This is a genomic window from Pseudoalteromonas sp. Cn5-37, assembly GCF_021532495.1.
Taxonomy (GTDB): Bacteria; Pseudomonadota; Gammaproteobacteria; order Enterobacterales; family Alteromonadaceae; genus Pseudoalteromonas; species Pseudoalteromonas simplex.
Genome location: NZ_JAKGBA010000003.1, coordinates 110,767 through 128,096, shown reverse-complemented (window position 1 = coordinate 128,096; position 17,330 = coordinate 110,767). Strand labels below are relative to the sequence as shown.

The window sequence follows — 17,330 nt, the reverse complement described above, 5'->3', positions numbered from 1 at the left end:
ATTTATACATTTATAGCTCAACTACTTGTTTAAATAAATAAAAAAGGCCGCTGAGCGGCCTTTTTCAAGTCTTTATTGGTTAAGCTGCTTGTTTCTTAGCAACCCATTGGTCAACAAACTTCTCTAGTACATTTAATGGTACTGCACCATTTTTAAGTACTACATCGTGGAATTCACGAATATCGAATTTATCGCCTAGTTTTTCTTTAGCCGCTTCACGAAGCTCTAAAATTTTCAACATACCTACTTTGTATGCCGTTGCTTGTGAAGGCATTACAATGTGACGCTCAACCATTTTAACGCCATCAGACGTCGCATTTGGTGTGTTATTTACGTAGTAGTCGATACCTTCTTGACGTGTCCACTTCATTGCGTGGATACCTGTATCTACTACTAGGCGACATGCGCGCCATAATTCCATCGCAAGACGACCAAAGTCTGAATAAGGGTCTTCGTATAAGCCCATTTCTTTTGGTACTAGCTCAGAGTATAAACCCCAACCTTCAACATACGCTGTGTAGCCGCCAAACTTACGGAACTTAGGTACACCTTCAAGCTCTTGCGCGATAGCAATTTGCATGTGGTGACCAGGAATACCTTCGTGGTATGCAAGTGCTTCCATTTGGTATGTTGGCATTGCTTCCATGTCGTAAAGGTTTGCGTAATAAATACCTGGGCGTGAACCATCTGGTGCAGGTTGTTGGTAGAACGCTTTACCTGCTGCTTTTTCACGGAATGCTTCAACTGCTTTAACTTTAAGGTCAGCTTTTGGCTTAACAATGAATAGCTCGTCTAGACGAGATTTCATGTTATCGATAAGCGCTGTTGCTTCATCAAGGTAGCGTTGTTTACCTTCAGCGGTGTTAGGGTAGTAGAACTGCTTATCAGTTTTCATGAATTGCATGAATGCTTTAAGGTCACCTTTAAAGCCTACTTTATCTTTGATTGCACGCATTTCGTCGTGAATGCGCGCGACTTCAGCTAAACCGATAGTGTGGATTTCTTTCGCTGTTAAATCAGTTGTTGTGGTACGTGCTAAAGCGTTGTTGTAGAACGCTTCGCCGTCAGGGAATTTCCAAGCACCATCACGGTCATCAGCGCGCTTTTCTAACTGAGCTAAGAAGTTAATTAGCTTAGTGTAAGAAGGTTTTACTGCTGCTTTTAGGGCTTTTTCAGCGTCGCTGATAAGTGCAGATTTTTCGCTGTCAGCAATCTCTAATGCGTTAACTTTACGTTTAAAGTCAGCAAGTAACGTTGAGTCTTCACCATCATGGAATGGTGCGCCGCGTAAGATATTATTGCTTGAATCAATCACGTGTGGGAAAACAAATTTAGGCGCGATAATGCCTTTATCTGCACGTACTTCAAGGTCTTTGATTAGTTGATCAATAACCGTTGTAACACCATTTAAACGTGAGATATACGCTTTAGCATCAGATACATCGGCAATTTGATGTTGGTTGATTAAAAACGCAGGGATCATCGAGTGAACACCAAACATTTGGTTCACAGGGTAGTTGTAATGGCGCCATTTGAAATCAGCAATTTCGTTTTCTAAATCTTGCTTTTTAAGGTCGTAGCTTACTTTTGTTGCGTCATCTAATAGGTCACGGTTAATTGCGTTAAGCGCAACTAGGTCAGCTTTAGTTTGTTCAAAGTCTTCTAAAACGCGCTCTTCGCTGCCATCGTCCCATTTGTCGTAATCTTTTTTGATGCCCATGTATGTTTGATAAATAGGGCTTTTCATTACATCACGGTTAAAAGTATCTTCGAAGAAGGCGTTAGCTTTATCGATTTCACTTTGTACAGGTTGGCTTTGTACACTTGGTGCAGGCTTCGGTTGCTCTTGCATTTGTTGGCAGCCGCCAAGCAATGCAACACTTACCGCCGCAGCGATGAAGGTCAGTTTACGCATTATCGTTCCTTTGTAGTTGTTAGAAATTTAATTATAATTCTTAAACGAATAATTCTAGCAGGTCATTTAAAAAGCGATGGCCTTTTTGGCTTACCTGCCAGTTATCTTTATCATCAATTAGTAAGCCTTTTGCAATTGCCTCAGTCAAGGCTTGTTCCTGACTTTGCAGTGACAAACTTGTAAGCAAAGGTAAATCAGCTTTGGGGCAGGGTTCGACTAAACGAAAACGATTCATAAAGAATTCAAAAGCTAAGTCGTCTTCTGCTACTTGCCATTGCTGATATAAATACGGTTTGGCAAGGTCCATATAGCCCCGCGGGTGCTTAACTTTCACGGTGCGGGTGATGACTTTATTTTCATCAGTAATTTTACCATGAGCACCACAGCCGATACCGAGATAATCGCCAAATCGCCAATAATTCAAGTTATGACGGCATTGGTAGCCGGGCTTGGCGTAGCCTGAGATCTCGTATTGCTCATAACCTGCTGCTGCGAGTAACGCTTGACCTTGTTCTTGAATATCCCAAAGGGTGTCGTCATGAGGTAAGGTCGGTGGCTTAGAAGCAAACTGCGTATTTGGCTCAATGGTTAGTTGATACCAAGAGATATGAGGAGGATTAAGGGCAATAATTTTTTCAAGGTCGCTTAAGGCGTCTGCAACAGATTGCCCTGGCAAGCCATGCATTAAATCAAGATTAAAACTGTTTAGCCCCGCTTGGTGTGCTTGTTTAGCCGCATAACTTGCTTCATCAGCACCATGAATACGACCAAGGGCTTTTAGCTTGTCGTTTTGCATACTTTGCACACCAATCGAAATACGATTGATGCCAGCGGCAACATATTCTTTAAAGCGACCTGTTTCGACGGTACCTGGGTTTGCCTCTAGGGTAATTTCACAGTCATCAGTTAGGCCAATTAATCTGTCGACTTCACCAAGTAGGCGAGTATATGCGTCACCGGTTAATAAGCTTGGCGTGCCGCCGCCAATAAAAATGCTGTGGATTTTACGCCCTTGCACTAAGTGCAAATCGGCCTTGAGATCATCAATAAGATGCTGAACGTATTCTTTTTCGGGGATTGTGCCTTTTTGACCATGGCTATTAAAGTCACAGTATGGGCACTTTTGCACGCACCAAGGCACGTGCACATATAAACTTAAAGGCGGTAAACTCACAGGCCGCCTTTTTGCTGCAATTGCGCAAGTAGTTGTTTTAAAGCCTGGCCGCGATGGCTAAGGGCATTTTTTTGCTCTTTAGTTAACTGAGCGCTAGTGCATTGCTCAGATGGTACGTAAAAAACAGGATCATAACCAAAACCACCCTGACCATCTTGGCTATGGGTGATTTCGCCTTCCCAACTGGCACTACAAATAAGCGGTGTTGGGTCGTCGGCGTGGCGCATTAATACTAACACACACCAAAAACGCGCACTACGAACAGGGTTATCAGCAAGCTCTTTTAGTAACTTGTCGATATTATCTTGATCGCTAGCAGCTGCTCCGGCAAAGCGTGCAGAGTACACACCTGGCGCACCATTTAGGCCGTCTACTTCAAGGCCTGAGTCATCAGCAATCGCAGGCATGCCTGTGATCTTTGCTGCATGGCGCGCTTTAATAATGGCGTTTTCAACAAATGTGGTGCCTGTTTCTGGCACGTCTGGCACTTGAAAGTCGCTTTGTGGAACCACGTTAATATTAAGTGGGCTGAGCATGCTTGCCAGCTCTTTTACTTTGCCAGGGTTACCCGTGGCTAAAACCAAGGTGTTGTTCATAGGTCTATTAATCTACGTAAAATTTTTGCTGAAATTTCAGCGTTTGTAGTTTGCCGTTTTGATTAATTTCGATATCAAAACGGTAAATTTCTTCGTTGCTGTAATCGATTTGCGCGAGGTAATAAATCGCATCGCCTTCAACAACTTCTTTAAATGTAAGCTGCTTTTTATTACCAAGTAGGTTACGTGCAGTGCCAGTTAAAGTTGCTGTCTGCGCTGTTTTATCGCTGTTTTTTAATACCGAAATATTAATAATCCCTTTGCTAGGGCTACGCTCTAAATCATAGTTTTTAGCGATGTTTGGCTGAATAAAAGTCGATGGAAATGCAATGTAATGAACTTCCCAAGGGCCAAGAACCTTGTACTGGGCGCCTGCTTGTTCATCAGCTTTGGCAAAAGTTGTAAATAAACTCAATACAATCAAAGAAAAATAAATAAATTGCTTCATGGTATATCTCACTTAATAAAAGAGGCCTTTCGGCCCCTTACTGCTTCACGTTAAACGCTTAGCCAATTAAATCCATTACTAAAAACTGTAAAAACTGTAGACCAATAATCAACACTAAGATTGATAGGTCTAGACCACCTAGTGGTGGGATAATCTTACGAATAGGACGTAACATCGGCTCAGTTAGCTGGTGGAATACAGCCTCAATTGGGTTGTAGCCTTGGCTTACCCAGCTAAGTAAAGCACGAATAATTAATACCCAAAATAGCAAGTTTAAACCTTCTTTAATTACTGTAATTAACGCTTGAATAAATACCGGACCTGGCGCCCAAGCGTTATAAAACATCAGAAAAATAACACTGAGTTTGGCTACAGCAACTAAATAAGCAAGCACTAACGAAGCAATATCAAAGCCACCCACTCCTGGGATGATTTTACGAAGTGGGTTCACTGCGAACGAAGTGGCTTTCACCACAAACTGGCTCATAGGATTGTAAAAGTCAGCTTTTGCCGCTTGTAACCAAAAGCGTAAAAGGACCACCATTAAAAAGAGATCAAAAATAATCCCAACTAAAAAGTGCATGGCTTGCATAGTTTTACCTTCAAAAAGTAAGCTTAAAGTTCTTTTTCCATCGCTTCAGCGCGAGCAATACAGGCATCCATTGCATCTGCAACAGTGCCGACTAAACCTTGTGATTTAAGATGCTCAACAGCTTCGTGAGTCGTACCACCTTTAGAGGTTACGTTTGCACGTAGCTGAGAAATACTGATGTCTGGTTGCGACAGTGCCATTTCGGCTGCACCCAGTGCGGTTTGTTGCACTAAACGGCGCGCATCTTCATCACTAAAGCCAAGTGCTTTCGCTTTTTCTTCAATAGCTTCCATAAATAAGAAGAAGTAAGCAGGTGATGAGCCTGTAACAGCAATGATGTCGTTGATTTGTGACTCTTGCTCAACCCACACAACAATGCCTGTACACTCAAAAACTTGTTGTACAAACTGGTGCTCTTCAGTGGTTTCGCCAGCGCCATAAAGGCCAGAAACACCACGGCCTAGTAATGATGGTGTATTTGGCATACAACGCACCATTTTCACATCTTGACCTAGCATTTCACGTAAACGGTTTACGGTAAGACCTGCTGCTACTGAAATAAATAGCTTGTCGCTAAAATCAACGCCTGAATCTTGGAATGATTGGCAAAGATCGCCCATCATTTGTGGTTTAACAGATAAGACAATCACATCAGCATCGCGAAGTGCCGCGTTGTTATCCGCGGTAGTTTGCACCCCGAAATCAGCAGCAACCTTAGCTAATTTTTCTTGGTTGCGATTGGTTGCAATGATGTTTTTTGCTGCAAAACCGTTCTTTACCATGCCGCCAATGATGGCGTAGCTCATGTTACCCGTGCCTATAAATGCGATTTTTTTGTCTGACATATGTCTGTTATCACCTTTTAATTTCGTTGGCCAAATATATCCGTGCCAATGCGTACCATGGTTGAACCCGCTGCAATCGCCGCTTCAACATCGTTACTCATACCCATCGACAAGGTGTCTACTTGGGGATATTGGGCCTTTAGTTTATCAAAGCAAGCGCTTAATTGCTCAAAATATTGTAATTGTAGCTGGGCATCGTCGGTTTTGGCAGGAATCGCCATCACACCGCGCAGGCATAAATTAGGGCATTGACTGATAAATTCGGCCAATGCCATTAGCTCGTCTGGGTGGCAGCCTGACTTTGCCTCTTCTAAACTAATATTAACTTGAATTAATACATTGAGTGGGGCTTTGTCGGCTGGTCGTTGCTCATTAAGACGTTTTGCAATTTTAGTGCGGTCAACACTTTGTACCCAATCAAAATGTGTGGCTACTTGGGCACTTTTATTCGATTGAATAGGGCCGATAAAGTGCCAAATAATGTCTTTATAATCAGCCAATGCTGTGACTTTTGTTACCGCTTCTTGAACGTATGATTCGCCAAACTGGCGTTGACCATGCTTATAGGCAGCAATAATATCGTCGGCAGGTTTTGTTTTTGAAACAGCCAATAGGTTGATTGATTGCTCATCGCGGTGATTATTTTTTGCAGCTTGAGCAATTCTTGCGTAGGCGGATGTAAGTCGTTCTGCTATTGTAACCATATAATTATCAGTTGGTTGTGGAGTCATAAATGGATATTACCGAATTATTGGCCTTTAGTGTGCAACACAAAGCCTCGGATTTACACTTGTCATCAGGCGTATCACCTATGATACGTGTTGATGGTGATGTGCGTCGTATTAATATTCCAGCATTAGAACAAAAAGATGTAAATAGTCTGGTATACGATATTATGAACGATAATCAGCGTAAGGACTATGAACAAAATCTCGAAGTGGATTTTTCTTTCGAAGTGCCAAACCTTGCGCGTTTTCGTGTTAACGCATTTAATTCAAACCGTGGTCCTGCGGCGGTGTTTCGTACTATCCCAAGTGATGTTTTAACGCTGGATGATTTAGGTGCCCCAGATATTTTTAAAACCATTGCCGACAATCCACGTGGTTTGGTGCTAGTCACCGGGCCAACGGGTTCGGGTAAATCAACGACTTTGGCGGCGATGGTCGATTATATTAATCAAACTAAACATCACCATATTTTAACTATCGAAGATCCAATCGAATTCGTACATGAAAATAAGCTAAGCCTTATTAACCAACGTGAAGTTCACCGTGATACGCATAGCTTCTCTAATGCACTTAGAAGTGCACTACGTGAAGACCCTGATGTTATTTTAGTGGGTGAGCTGCGTGACCTTGAAACAATTCGCTTAGCGATGACTGCGGCAGAAACGGGGCACTTAGTGTTTGGAACCTTGCATACTACCTCTGCACCAAAAACCATTGACCGTATCATTGACGTGTTCCCAGGTGAAGAAAAAGACATGGTGCGTTCAATGTTGTCAGAATCATTGCGTGCCGTAATCTCGCAAACTTTACTTAAAAAGGTAGGCGGCGGCCGAGTAGCAGCCCATGAAATCATGATCGGTATTCCTGCAATCCGAAATCTGATCCGTGAAGATAAAATTGCGCAAATGTACTCATCAATTCAAACTGGTGCATCGCATGGCATGCAGACCATGGACCAATGTTTAGGTAATTTGGTTAACTACGGCATTATTACTAATGTTGATGCGCGAGCTAAAGCGCAAGATAAAACCCAGTTTGGTGGCTAACGGAGCTATATAAAATGTCTTTACCTTTAAATCATTTTTTGCAAGTCATGATCGACAAAAAAGGCTCTGACTTGTTTGTTTCTAGCCAACTGCCAGTCAGTGCAAAAGTAAACGGTGAATTAATACCTTTAAGCGATGAAAAACTTTCTGATGAGGATTCACTCGCTTTGGTCGAGTCAGCAATGAACGACAAACAGCGCAAAGAGTTCCATGACAGCAAAGAATGTAACTTTGCAATTGCAACTGATGAAGGCCGTTTCCGTGTTTCTGCTTTTTGGCAACGAGACAGGGCTGGAATGGTTATTCGCCGTATCGTGACACAAATTCCTGATGTGAATGAACTTGGTTTGCCATCAACGTTAACCGACGTGATTATGGCAAAACGTGGCTTAGTGCTATTTGTAGGTGGTACTGGTACGGGTAAGTCAACCTCGCTTGCTGCGCTTCTAGGTTATCGTAACCGCAATCAACGTGGTCATATTCTTACTATTGAAGATCCTATCGAATTTGTGCATGAGCACCGTAAAAGCATTATCACTCAACGTGAAGTTGGTCTTGATACAGAAAGCTTTGAATCAGCGCTGAAAAGCTCGTTGCGTCAAGCACCTGATGTGATCTTAATTGGTGAGATCCGCTCACAAGAAACCATGGAATATGCACTCAGCTTTGCCGAAACTGGTCACTTATGTGTCGCAACACTGCATGCGAACAATGCCAACCAAGCCATTGACCGTATCATGCATTTGGTGCCTAAAGAAAAGCACGATAAGTTAAAGTACGACCTTGCACTAAACCTTCGCGCCATTGTTGCTCAGCAGTTGGTGCCAACTGCCGATGGGGAAGGGCGTGTCGCTGCTATCGAAATTTTGCTTAACTCACCTATGGTGGCAGAGCTTATTAAAAAAGGCGATATCGGTTCTATTAAAGAGACTATGGCTAAATCGAAAGAAATGGGCATGCAGACCTTTGACCAAGCATTATTTGAGCTTTATAAACAGCGCCGCATTAACTATGCTGATGCGCTGCACCATGCTGACTCGCCAAATGACTTACGTTTAATGATTAAGCTACAAAACAATGAACAAAAAGGGGCTGGTTTCTTACAGGGTGTGACTATTGATGGCCTTGACGAAAAAGGTAAATCTTAGTTAAAACAAAAGGGAATTACATGCCAGCACTGTCTGTGCTGGCACTCTTTAAATACGTTGAAGGCGCCTACTCACCATAAAACTGCTCAAAAAAGCTTTCTAAAATAATCACAGCAGACATGTTATCAACATTACCTTTGCCGAGGTTTCGGTAGCCACCTTGTTCGAATAAACGCGCTTTTGCGTCTGCGGTGGTTAGTCGTTCGTCTTGCGTTTCAACCGGTATAGCAAAGTGGTTGTGTAAGCGGTTAGCGAACTTCTTAGCTTTAAAGGTAACTTCTTGATTGGTGCCATCCATATTAAGCGGTAAACCAACCACCATTAAATCGGGTTGCCACTCGTCCACTTGTTTTTTAATTAGTTGCCAATCTGGAATACCATCTTTCGCTTTTACAGCTTGTAAACTTGATGCTGTTCCTGTGAGTTCTTGACCAATGGCAATACCAATACTTTTGGTGCCAAAGTCAAAACCCATTACGGTGCGTTCACCGAGTGCCTTAAACGTTCGTTTTGTCATAGTCTTAAAAATTATAAATGTTAAGCATGGCCTGCTTCAGAGCTTAATTGACCGACATCAAAACCCAGCATCGAAACCGCTTTTTCCCAACGTTTTTCAACAGGTGTATTAAAGATGATCTCAGGGTCTGCTTTGATAATTAACCATGAATTCTCCAGCAGTTCTTGCTCTAACTGTCCTTGATCCCAACCAGCATAACCCAATGTGATAATAAATTGTTCTGGTGCTTCACTCGTTGTTAGGCTTGCTAACACATCCTTTGAAGTGGTGATCATAATATCACTGCTGAGCTTTTGACTCGCTGCATAACCAGGCTTTGGTGAGTGCAAAACAAAACCGCGATCGGTTTTTACAGGCCCGCCAGCATATACAGCTAAGCCTGCTGCTTGCTTACTTTTATCGTTATCAATTTCGATTTTATCGAGAAGCTCGCCCACGGTGATATTGATAGGCTGGTTAATTACCAAGCCCATCGCACCATCTTGGTTGTGCTCACAAATATACGTAACAGCACGCTTAAAAAAAGGGTCTTGCATGCTTGGCATTGCGATTAAGAAATGGTTCTCTAATGACTGCATAGGTCGCCCCTTTTGTTGTTTAAATTAAGTATGGCTCAGTTTTCTTTCAATGGCATCAAATAAGTGACCAGTGATTGAAATGTCATAAGCAGCTTCAATCTCTTTTACACACGTTGGCGCAGTGACATTGATTTCAGTTAAACGATCGCCAATGATATCTAGACCAACAAAAATAAGGCCTTTTTCTTTCAGTGTAGGTGCAACAGCCTCTGCAATTTTACGGTCTGAATCGCTAATTGGACGTGCTTCACCTCTACCACCTGCTGCCAAGTTACCGCGCGTTTCGCCATTTTGCGGGATACGCGCTAGGCAGTACGGCATTACTTCACCATCAACCACAAGAACGCGTTTATCGCCTTGCTTGATTTCAGGGATATAATTTTGTGCCATTGCAAAACGACTACCATGCTCGGTTAATGTTTCGCAGATCACACCAATATTGGCATCATCTTCTTTAACTCTAAAGATAGAAGCACCACCCATACCATCAAGGGGTTTTAAAATAATATCTTTATGCTCAGCTAAAAATGCACGAATGTCTGCTTGGCTACGTGTTACTAAAGTATCTGGCGTATGTTCGCTAAACCAAGCCGTGAATAGCTTTTCGTTGGCATCGCGTAAGCTTTGCGGCTTATTGATAACCAGCGTACCAGCTTGCTCAGCACGCTCTAAAATATAGGTAGCGTAGATGTACTCAGTATCAAAAGGCGGATCTTTACGCATTAAAATAACGTCTAAATCAGCTAAAGCAATGGTGGCTTTTTCTTCTAATTCATACCAGTGATTAACATCATCAAATACACGGGCTTTGGCAGCTGTTGCATAGCCTTGACCTTGACGTAGAGAAAGGTCATCCATTTCCATGTAGTAAATTTCGTAACCGCGCTTTTGTGCTTCCATCATCATTGCAAAGCCAGTGTCTTTTTTAATATTAAAGCCACTAATTGGATCAGAGATTATGCCTAGCTTAATTGCCATATTTTTGCCTTAGAATCGTATGCCATACTGTGTTTTGTTACTTTGATATATGGGTATTTTTACTGTTTTCAATTCGCTAAATCGCCAAACTGCAATTGTAATGCGCTCAATACCGTCAGAGCGGCTGTTTCTGTTCGCAGAACACGTGGCCCTAAGCGGATATCAACAAAGTCTTGCTGTTTAGCAATGTTAATTTCTTCATCGGTAAATCCACCTTCAGGACCGACTAAAAAGCGTACCCCTTCACTGGGGATTTGAATCGTTTTAATACTGTGCTCAGCACGCGGGTGCAAAGTAAGTTTAATCGCATCACTTGCTTGTTCTAGCCAGTCTTTTATGTCGATAGGAGGGTGCACAACAGGCACAAAGTTGCGGCCAGACTGTTCAGCAGCGGCAATTGCAATTTTTTGCCATTGTTGATGTTTTTTAGCAAGGCGATCGCCACTTAGTTTTACGCCGCAACGTTGACTAAAAATAGGGGTGATTTCTGTAATACCAAGCTCGACTGATTTTTGAATAGTGAAATCCATTTTATCACCACGAGAAATACCTTGGCCTAAGTGAATCTTTAAAGGCGACTCAACATCATGATCAACAAATTCCTGTGGCTCAACAACCACGTTTTTTTTGCTCACTTCAATAATTTCACTGAGGTATTCACCTCCTTCACCATTAAAAATCGAGACCTTATCACCGACTTGCATGCGCAATACGCGGCCAACATGACCTGCGGCATCATCATCTAGTGCTACTGGGGTGTTTAAAGAAATCGCTGAAGGTTGGTAAATGTGTGGAACTCGCATGACTGTCACTTATCAATAAATTTAGCAATATGGTAAGTATACAGCGGCTTAGGTGCAATTATTTATTTTCTATTTAACTCTTCAGCTAATGGTAAAAGATCTGTCGTCGTTTCAGCGATAGTTGTTTGACAGGAAAGGTGATTAATATGGGCGCTGTCGGGGCAAGGCGCAAAGCTAAAACCTTGTTCTTCTTGTTTTACTAAATAACGTATTTTATGTAGGGAATTGTATATAAATTTTTGTGCATCATCCGCTAATTGGTAATCGGTTAAATTAATTAAAACACCTTTAATGTTGTGGTGTTCATGCAGGTAGCTGGCCAGTTCAGAGACACTTATTTCATTACTGAAGTCGCAATAACAGTAATCTTTTATTAATTCATCAAACATAAGTTTGACCATGTGGCGGCTATTTGCGCCTGCCACAACAAGCGTTGAGCCTTCAACGCTCGCAAAGTAATGCTCAGTAAAGGCTCGGCTAAACTCATTGTCTATATCAACTAGTAAATAATCATTAACTTTAAAGGGCATAGAGTCTCACGGTACTAAAACTTCCGTATCAAATTGAAAACATACTAATAAGTAAATAGCCTATTGCGCCAAAAACGGCAAACTCAATACACGCAATACCAATATTATCTTGATGATCAACTTCAAGAGAAGTATCTATATTCGGTAAAGAAATATACTTAATAATGTAGCTCAAAATATAAAGTAATACCCACATAGCACCGCAATGAGATACCAAAGTGAATAAGTTTTCTACCATCTTACCACTAATAAATGATGCACTGGCAAGACCAGCATAACCGGCAAGAGCAAGGCCAATAGACTTACCGGCGTAGCGGATACCGATGGAAGTATTTTCTAGATTAAAATTACTTTGTAGCGACGCACCTTGGTTAGCTTTTGCAAAACGATACTCACGGATTTTACTATCAAGGGCAAACATACCTTGCAGCACAAAAAAGCTCACTGTGGCGATCAATAAGCTGCTATAGCCTTGGGTATGGCACCAGTTATAAAGACCAAGAGCAATAATACAGTTTGCGATTAGCATGCCTGAATCGACCAAGGCGGCGCAGACATTTTGCTTTAGAATAGCGGCTTCTTCATTAAAGCGATGCAAAATCCATTTACGATGAATTAAATGGCCTATTTTTATAAAAGCAAACAACAGCACAATGAGTAAAAGTACTTTTAGCGGATTAGATTGGGCTGCACTTAAGCTAATCTCATCAAATATATAAGCGATAGTTGCTATAACGACCATGATTTCGCTGGCAAAGCTTATTCCCATGGCAAAGTTATCATGTTGCGCAAGCTCTTCTTTAAGCGCTTGTTTTGCTTTGATTTGCGTTAGAATACGTAGCAGTACTATAGTGGCGCAGATTACAGCGAAACTAATAGCAATCGCGACTAAACTCGTGTTAGATAGTGATAAATATGACATGCAGGTCCCTGCTAAATAATTCTTTGATAATCATTCTAGTACGGTTATTGGCAAGTTAAAAGAGAGTATTTAATGAGTAATTTACACGCGCTTCCAGAGTCACTTCATCAGTTAGGCCAAACCCGCTTCGCGAGCTTGTATGAGGGGCAAACTGAACAACAGAAAATTATTAACTTGTTGTCCTTAAGCGACTTTGCGTGGAACTGTTTACAATCTCAGCCAAACTTAAAAGACTGGTTACTTGATGATAAGGAGCTTGCTAATCGTGCAGTTGAAGCTCCGTTAAGTAGTACAGAAATCAATGAGCTTGACGACAATGCTGCAATGGCAAAACTGCGTTTGTATCGAGAAAAGTACTGGTTGAAAGTGGCTTTTCTTGACTTGTGCTGTGCAAACCAAATCGCTGATAGCATCGCTTATATCTCTGCGCTTGCAAATCAGCTTATCGATAGTGCCAATCAGTGGGCGTTTGCGCAAGTAGCTAAAGTGAGTGGTATGCCGCTTGATGATGACGGTAATGCAATGCACATGTTAGTTTTAGGCATGGGTAAACTAGGCGGAGGAGAGCTTAATTACTCCTCTGACATTGATTTAATTTTTTCTTACCCTCGTGATGTTGCAACGCAAGGTGGGCGTCGCTCTATTGAAGCGCAGGTGTTTTATACCAAAGTGGCGCAAAAGCTGATTATGGCGCTTAATCAAACTACGGTAAATGGCCAAGTCTTTCGGGTTGATATGCGCCTGCGCCCATTTGGTGAGAGTGGGCCTTTGGTGATGAGCTTTCATGCTATGGAAGATTATTATCAAGAGCAAGGACGTGAATGGGAACGCTACGCCATGCTAAAAGGGCGATTAATCGGCACAGAAAACCGTTATTGGAATGAGTTTTATGAATTGCTACGGCCATTTGTTTATCGCCGCTATATTGATTTCTCGGTGATTGAATCGCTGCGTAAAATGAAGCAAATGATAGCTCAAGAAGTACGCCGAAAACGCCTTACAAACAATATTAAATTAGGCGCAGGGGGCATTCGAGAAGTGGAATTTGTGGTACAAGCGCTGCAGATGGTGCGAGGTGGTCGCGAAGCTAACCTGCAAACTCAGTCATTATTAGTTGCTTTAAAAGAACTGGTTAACAATCAGGTTATGTCCAACAAAGAGGCTGATTTACTTACACAAAACTATTTAGACTTACGTCAAATTGAGCAGTACTTACAGATATTTGCTGATAAGCAAACGCAAACTCTACCTGATGACGAATTAAACCAACAACGTTTATGTTATTTGCTCAATAAAGACGATTTTAATCAGTGTTTGTCAAGTATCGAGCAGATCATGTCTCAAGTCCATGGTGAATTCGAACAGGTGATTGGTTTTGAAAGTGAAACCAGCGACCCGTGTGAAAATGAGTACATCAGCGCATGGGAAATGACGGATGTTAGCCTGATGTGTGAGCCGAACCTTGATTGGCAAGCAGCATTGGAAGATTTTAAGGCGCGTTTAACTAAGGCGAAGGTTGGTAGTCGAGGTCGTGACATTTTAGATAAATTAATGCCGCTTTTACTTAAACAATTAACGATAGCAAAAGCGAGCAGTGACGCCTTTATGATGATCTGCCAAGTATTGAATAAGATCATTTCACGAACCGCTTATCTAGAGCTGTTGTATGAAAACCCTGGAGCCTTAAATCAACTGGTTGCACTATGCTGTCATAGTAAATGGATTGGCGAACATATCTCTCGTTACCCAATTTTACTTGATGAGCTGATCGATCCTCAGGTGCTTTATAAACCGACACCTTTATCTGCTTACAAAGATGAAATTAGACAATACTTCTTGCGCATTGAGCATGGTGATCTAGAGCTGCAAATGGAAGCTCTTCGTCAGTTTAAGCAAACGCATCAGCTACGCATTGCAGCGGCTGATGCAACAGGTGTACTCAGCGTGATGAAGGTAAGCGACCACCTTACAGCGCTTGCTGAGGCAATTGTAGAGCAAGCGGTCAATATTGCATGGCATGCGTGTGTTGAACGCTTTGGTCAGCCCGTTAATACGTCAGAGCAAGAAAAAGGCTTTGCGGTAATCGCCTACGGTAAAACAGGTGGTTTCGAAGTTGGCTACGATTCAGACTTAGACCTTGTGTTTGTGCATAACCACGATGGCAGCAGTTATACCGATGGTGATAAGTCGATTGATTCGCGTCAGTTTTATTTAAAACTTGCACAGCGCTTAATGCATTTATTCAATACTCGCACGGCGTCTGGTATTTTGTACGAGCTTGATACTCGTTTACGTCCTGAAGGGGCGTCAGGCTTACTGGCTATTAATTTAGAAAGTTACTACCACTATCAGCAAACTCAAGCATGGACTTGGGAACATCAAGCTCTCGTTCGCTCACGCATGATTTACGGTCAAGCATCATTAAAAGATCGTTTCGCGCGAATTCGTATAGATGTGTTATGCCAAACCCGTGATAACGAAAAATTAAAAACGGATGTTGTTGAGATGCGCGAAAAAATGCGCGCTCACCTTGCTAAGGGTAACGATGAGCTGTTTGATTTGAAGCAAGATAGGGGCGGTATTACAGATATTGAATTTATTACTCAGTATCTGGTGCTAAATAATGCTAAGCAACATCCAGAGCTAACGAGCTGGTCTGATAATGTGCGTATACTAGCCGATGCGGCGCGTTTAGGCTGTATTAGTGAGCAAATGCAGCAAGAGTTAGTGGCTGCGTATATAGCCTATCGTTCACGTTATCATGTAATGAGTTTGAATCAGCAGGGGCGTTGTGCGCCACGTGCTGAGTTAACTCAGCATATCGACTTAGTTAGTCAGGCGTGGCTACAGGTGTTTTAGCTTTTTAAACGGCGGCAATTTTCACGTACATAAGCAGAGGGCAGCTCAGTGATCACAGCCGCTCTTTGCTTAAAACAAAAATAAGTGTAAACCTCATTTTCGAAATCATCGTTGATTGCTCGACCTACTTGATACAATGCAGAAACGAAGTTGCTATCAACTCGAAAGTGATCTTTTACTACGTAGTCTTTACTAAGATACCAATACAACACAATATCTTCATTTTTAGCATAATCAGATAATACATCTTTTAAAGTCGTGCCATTTTCAAAGCGACGAGGTTGTATATCTCCGGTCCAGTTTGGCGATGAAGGCTCAACAACTTTTTCACGCTCAAATAGTGCGACATCTAGACTAGTTTCAGGTGTCGGTAATTTAAGAACATATTTATCTCGCTCGTTATCTTTGTCATTGACCTGATTTCGAAGGGCTGAATAAAAGCGTGATAGACCTTGGGCCGCTGCATTTTGAGTATTTTTGATATCTAATACGGGACCGCTGCCAAATAAAAAATAAATAGCAGCAGCAATCAAAATGACAGCTAATGATAAATGCTTAACCCAAAACCACATTTCTAATACTCTTGTTGTTAATTAGCTTAATAAAACCATACATACAGCAAAATGTCACTCTACTTGTAATAAGAAGGTGCATTCTTATCTGGACGAGTTTTAAAGCGGCGATGTAGCCACATGTACTGCTCAGGAGCCACGTTTATTGCTTGTTCCATACGCTGGTTAACGCGTGTTACATCAGCAAGGTTATTGCCACTAGGGAAATTTTCTAAAATAGGAAGCACTTCTAGATGATAGCATCCATTCTCATCACGACGACTCGTTAAACTTACGGTTTCGCAGTTCTTACTATTGGCAAACAGCAGTGCACCTGTAGTTGTTGCTGTATCTTTTACCGCATAAAACGGTGCAAACTCGCAACGATTACGGCCATAGTCTTGATCTGGCAGGTAGTAACAAACCTTCTTGTTTTTGAGGGCTTGCAGTAGGCCTTTGACATCTTTTTTACCGATTAGATATTCATTAGAGCGTAAGCGACCATTGGTAGTAAAATACTCCATTAGAGGATTATTATGTGGGCGATAAAAACCAATACCTTGGTGCTTTAAGCCCATTACCCTACTTGCCATTTCAAGGTGTAAAATGTGTGGAACAAGAAGTAAAACGCCTTTGCCTGATTGCTGAATTTGCTGAAAATATTCTAACCCTTTTATCGAGCCATACACTTTTTTAACTCGCCACTCGGGCCACCACCAAGCCATGCCGGTTTCCATCATCGCAATACCGGTATTTTCCATATTTTTACGAACTAGTTCACGTTGTTCATGCTCTGGCATTTCAGGAAAGCACAAACGAATATTCACCTCAGCAATATGGCGACGACGTTTCATAAAACGGTGTACTAGGCGGCCGAGCAGTTTTCCAAGCGCTAGTTGCAATTTATGTGGCAACCAAGAGATAAGATATAAAAAGAAAATGCCAACCCAAGTTAACCAGTAGCGAGGGCCCAAAAAAGACGCTTTAAACGGTGATGAACTAACCACAAAAAAATCTCTAAAAATAAAAAAGCTAGTTTAACTGTAAGTGTTTAAAAATACAAAAAGCCAGCGCTAGGCTGGCTTTGTTGGTATAAGTTT

At 41.9% G+C, this 17,330-nt stretch carries 18 protein-coding genes; 3 read left to right on the top strand and 15 right to left on the bottom strand.

The features are described 5' to 3' along the window. Positions 1-79: 79 nt before the first annotated feature. Genes L1266_RS07170 through L1266_RS07140 form a run of 7 tightly spaced genes read right to left on the bottom strand, consistent with a single transcriptional unit; the run spans position 80 to position 6,301 of the window. Positions 80-1,915 (bottom strand): DUF885 domain-containing protein, encoded by a 1,836-nt coding sequence (locus L1266_RS07170; RefSeq protein WP_138598887.1) that lies wholly within the window; start codon positions 1,913-1,915, stop codon positions 80-82. Positions 1,916-1,955: 40 nt separating this feature from the next. Beyond that, positions 1,956-3,089: a radical SAM family heme chaperone HemW gene (hemW, locus tag L1266_RS07165; RefSeq protein WP_199530223.1), complete on the bottom strand. Its 1,134-nt coding sequence runs from the start codon at positions 3,087-3,089 to the stop codon at positions 1,956-1,958. Beyond that, complete coding sequence (locus L1266_RS07160) at positions 3,086-3,685, bottom strand: XTP/dITP diphosphatase (protein WP_235377172.1); 600 nt, start codon at positions 3,683-3,685, stop codon at positions 3,086-3,088. Before L1266_RS07160 ends, hemW begins: the two co-directional genes overlap by 4 nt. 7 nt (positions 3,686-3,692) lie before the next feature. Continuing rightward, complete coding sequence (locus L1266_RS07155) at positions 3,693-4,133, bottom strand: DUF4426 domain-containing protein (RefSeq protein ID WP_054552668.1); 441 nt, start codon at positions 4,131-4,133, stop codon at positions 3,693-3,695. A gap of 58 nt (positions 4,134-4,191) precedes the next feature. Continuing rightward, on the bottom strand, positions 4,192-4,725 hold the full coding sequence (locus tag L1266_RS07150) for a YggT family protein (RefSeq protein ID WP_054552667.1): 534 nt from the start codon (positions 4,723-4,725) through the stop codon (positions 4,192-4,194). Positions 4,726-4,748: 23 nt separating this feature from the next. Beyond that, on the bottom strand, positions 4,749-5,570 hold the full coding sequence (proC, locus tag L1266_RS07145; protein WP_194441913.1) for a pyrroline-5-carboxylate reductase: 822 nt from the start codon (positions 5,568-5,570) through the stop codon (positions 4,749-4,751). Positions 5,571-5,587: 17 nt separating this feature from the next. Beyond that, on the bottom strand, positions 5,588-6,301 hold the full coding sequence (locus L1266_RS07140) for a YggS family pyridoxal phosphate-dependent enzyme (RefSeq protein ID WP_138598891.1): 714 nt from the start codon (positions 6,299-6,301) through the stop codon (positions 5,588-5,590). A gap of 2 nt (positions 6,302-6,303) precedes the next feature. On the opposite strand from L1266_RS07140, the gene L1266_RS07135 reads away from it, so the two are divergent. Both L1266_RS07135 and L1266_RS07130 read left to right on the top strand, forming a co-directional pair. Beyond that, positions 6,304-7,344 carry a type IV pilus twitching motility protein PilT gene (locus tag L1266_RS07135; RefSeq protein WP_054552664.1) on the top strand — a complete coding sequence of 347 codons (1,041 nt, stop codon included), beginning with the start codon at positions 6,304-6,306 and terminating at the stop codon, positions 7,342-7,344. 14 nt (positions 7,345-7,358) lie between these two features. Beyond that, on the top strand, positions 7,359-8,492 hold the full coding sequence (locus tag L1266_RS07130) for a PilT/PilU family type 4a pilus ATPase (protein WP_054552663.1): 1,134 nt from the start codon (positions 7,359-7,361) through the stop codon (positions 8,490-8,492). A gap of 67 nt (positions 8,493-8,559) precedes the next feature. Here the strand turns inward: L1266_RS07130 and ruvX are convergent, their stop codons facing one another. The 6 genes from ruvX to L1266_RS07100 form a co-directional block, all read right to left on the bottom strand. Then, on the bottom strand, positions 8,560-9,009 hold the full coding sequence (gene ruvX, locus L1266_RS07125) for a Holliday junction resolvase RuvX (RefSeq protein ID WP_054552662.1): 450 nt from the start codon (positions 9,007-9,009) through the stop codon (positions 8,560-8,562). Positions 9,010-9,029: 20 nt separating this feature from the next. Then, positions 9,030-9,587: a YqgE/AlgH family protein gene (locus L1266_RS07120; RefSeq protein ID WP_054552661.1), complete on the bottom strand. Its 558-nt coding sequence runs from the start codon at positions 9,585-9,587 to the stop codon at positions 9,030-9,032. 24 nt (positions 9,588-9,611) lie between these two features. Next, positions 9,612-10,565: a glutathione synthase gene (gene gshB, locus L1266_RS07115; RefSeq protein WP_054552660.1), complete on the bottom strand. Its 954-nt coding sequence runs from the start codon at positions 10,563-10,565 to the stop codon at positions 9,612-9,614. Positions 10,566-10,633: 68 nt separating this feature from the next. After that, positions 10,634-11,368: a 16S rRNA (uracil(1498)-N(3))-methyltransferase gene (gene rsmE / locus L1266_RS07110; RefSeq protein ID WP_194441911.1), complete on the bottom strand. Its 735-nt coding sequence runs from the start codon at positions 11,366-11,368 to the stop codon at positions 10,634-10,636. 62 nt (positions 11,369-11,430) lie between these two features. Continuing rightward, positions 11,431-11,898 (bottom strand): hypothetical protein, encoded by a 468-nt coding sequence (locus L1266_RS07105; RefSeq protein ID WP_054552658.1) that lies wholly within the window; start codon positions 11,896-11,898, stop codon positions 11,431-11,433. 28 nt (positions 11,899-11,926) lie between these two features. Then, the gene (locus tag L1266_RS07100; protein ID WP_054552657.1) at positions 11,927-12,820 is read right to left on the bottom strand and encodes a DUF350 domain-containing protein; all 894 of its coding nucleotides are present in this window, start codon (positions 12,818-12,820) and stop codon (positions 11,927-11,929) included. Between the two features lie 72 nt (positions 12,821-12,892). Between L1266_RS07100 and glnE the strand changes: the two genes are divergently transcribed. Further along, positions 12,893-15,679, top strand: coding sequence for a bifunctional [glutamate--ammonia ligase]-adenylyl-L-tyrosine phosphorylase/[glutamate--ammonia-ligase] adenylyltransferase (gene glnE / locus L1266_RS07095; protein ID WP_235377171.1), 2,787 nt, complete (start codon positions 12,893-12,895; stop codon positions 15,677-15,679). Here glnE and L1266_RS07090 read toward each other — a convergent pair. Together L1266_RS07090 and lpxL are read right to left on the bottom strand one after the other, a co-directional pair. After that, positions 15,676-16,251: a TcpQ domain-containing protein gene (locus L1266_RS07090; RefSeq protein ID WP_054552655.1), complete on the bottom strand. Its 576-nt coding sequence runs from the start codon at positions 16,249-16,251 to the stop codon at positions 15,676-15,678. The two genes, glnE and L1266_RS07090, sit on opposite strands and share 4 nt — an antisense overlap. Positions 16,252-16,310: 59 nt before the next feature. After that, entirely contained in the window at positions 16,311-17,237 is a 927-nt protein-coding gene (gene lpxL / locus L1266_RS07085; RefSeq protein WP_235377170.1) for an LpxL/LpxP family Kdo(2)-lipid IV(A) lauroyl/palmitoleoyl acyltransferase, read from the bottom strand. Positions 17,238-17,330: the final 93 nt, after the last annotated feature.

Excerpts from the sequence above, each read along its gene's own strand:
- L1266_RS07170 (WP_138598887.1), bottom strand. The coding sequence starts at position 1,915 with ATGCGTAAACTGACCTTCATCGCTGCGGCGGTAAGTGTTGCATTGCTT.
- L1266_RS07160 (WP_235377172.1), bottom strand. The coding sequence starts at position 3,685 with ATGAACAACACCTTGGTTTTAGCCACGGGTAACCCTGGCAAAGTAAAA.
- L1266_RS07155 (WP_054552668.1), bottom strand. The coding sequence starts at position 4,133 with ATGAAGCAATTTATTTATTTTTCTTTGATTGTATTGAGTTTATTTACA.
- L1266_RS07150 (WP_054552667.1), bottom strand. The coding sequence starts at position 4,725 with ATGCAAGCCATGCACTTTTTAGTTGGGATTATTTTTGATCTCTTTTTA.
- proC (WP_194441913.1), bottom strand. The coding sequence starts at position 5,570 with ATGTCAGACAAAAAAATCGCATTTATAGGCACGGGTAACATGAGCTAC.
- L1266_RS07140 (WP_138598891.1), bottom strand. The coding sequence starts at position 6,301 with ATGACTCCACAACCAACTGATAATTATATGGTTACAATAGCAGAACGA.
- L1266_RS07135 (WP_054552664.1), top strand. The coding sequence starts at position 6,304 with ATGGATATTACCGAATTATTGGCCTTTAGTGTGCAACACAAAGCCTCG.
- L1266_RS07130 (WP_054552663.1), top strand. The coding sequence starts at position 7,359 with ATGTCTTTACCTTTAAATCATTTTTTGCAAGTCATGATCGACAAAAAA.
- ruvX (WP_054552662.1), bottom strand. The coding sequence starts at position 9,009 with ATGACAAAACGAACGTTTAAGGCACTCGGTGAACGCACCGTAATGGGT.
- L1266_RS07120 (WP_054552661.1), bottom strand. The coding sequence starts at position 9,587 with ATGCAGTCATTAGAGAACCATTTCTTAATCGCAATGCCAAGCATGCAA.
- gshB (WP_054552660.1), bottom strand. The coding sequence starts at position 10,565 with ATGGCAATTAAGCTAGGCATAATCTCTGATCCAATTAGTGGCTTTAAT.
- rsmE (WP_194441911.1), bottom strand. The coding sequence starts at position 11,368 with ATGCGAGTTCCACACATTTACCAACCTTCAGCGATTTCTTTAAACACC.
- L1266_RS07105 (WP_054552658.1), bottom strand. The coding sequence starts at position 11,898 with ATGCCCTTTAAAGTTAATGATTATTTACTAGTTGATATAGACAATGAG.
- L1266_RS07100 (WP_054552657.1), bottom strand. The coding sequence starts at position 12,820 with ATGTCATATTTATCACTATCTAACACGAGTTTAGTCGCGATTGCTATT.
- glnE (WP_235377171.1), top strand. The coding sequence starts at position 12,893 with ATGAGTAATTTACACGCGCTTCCAGAGTCACTTCATCAGTTAGGCCAA.
- L1266_RS07090 (WP_054552655.1), bottom strand. The coding sequence starts at position 16,251 with ATGTGGTTTTGGGTTAAGCATTTATCATTAGCTGTCATTTTGATTGCT.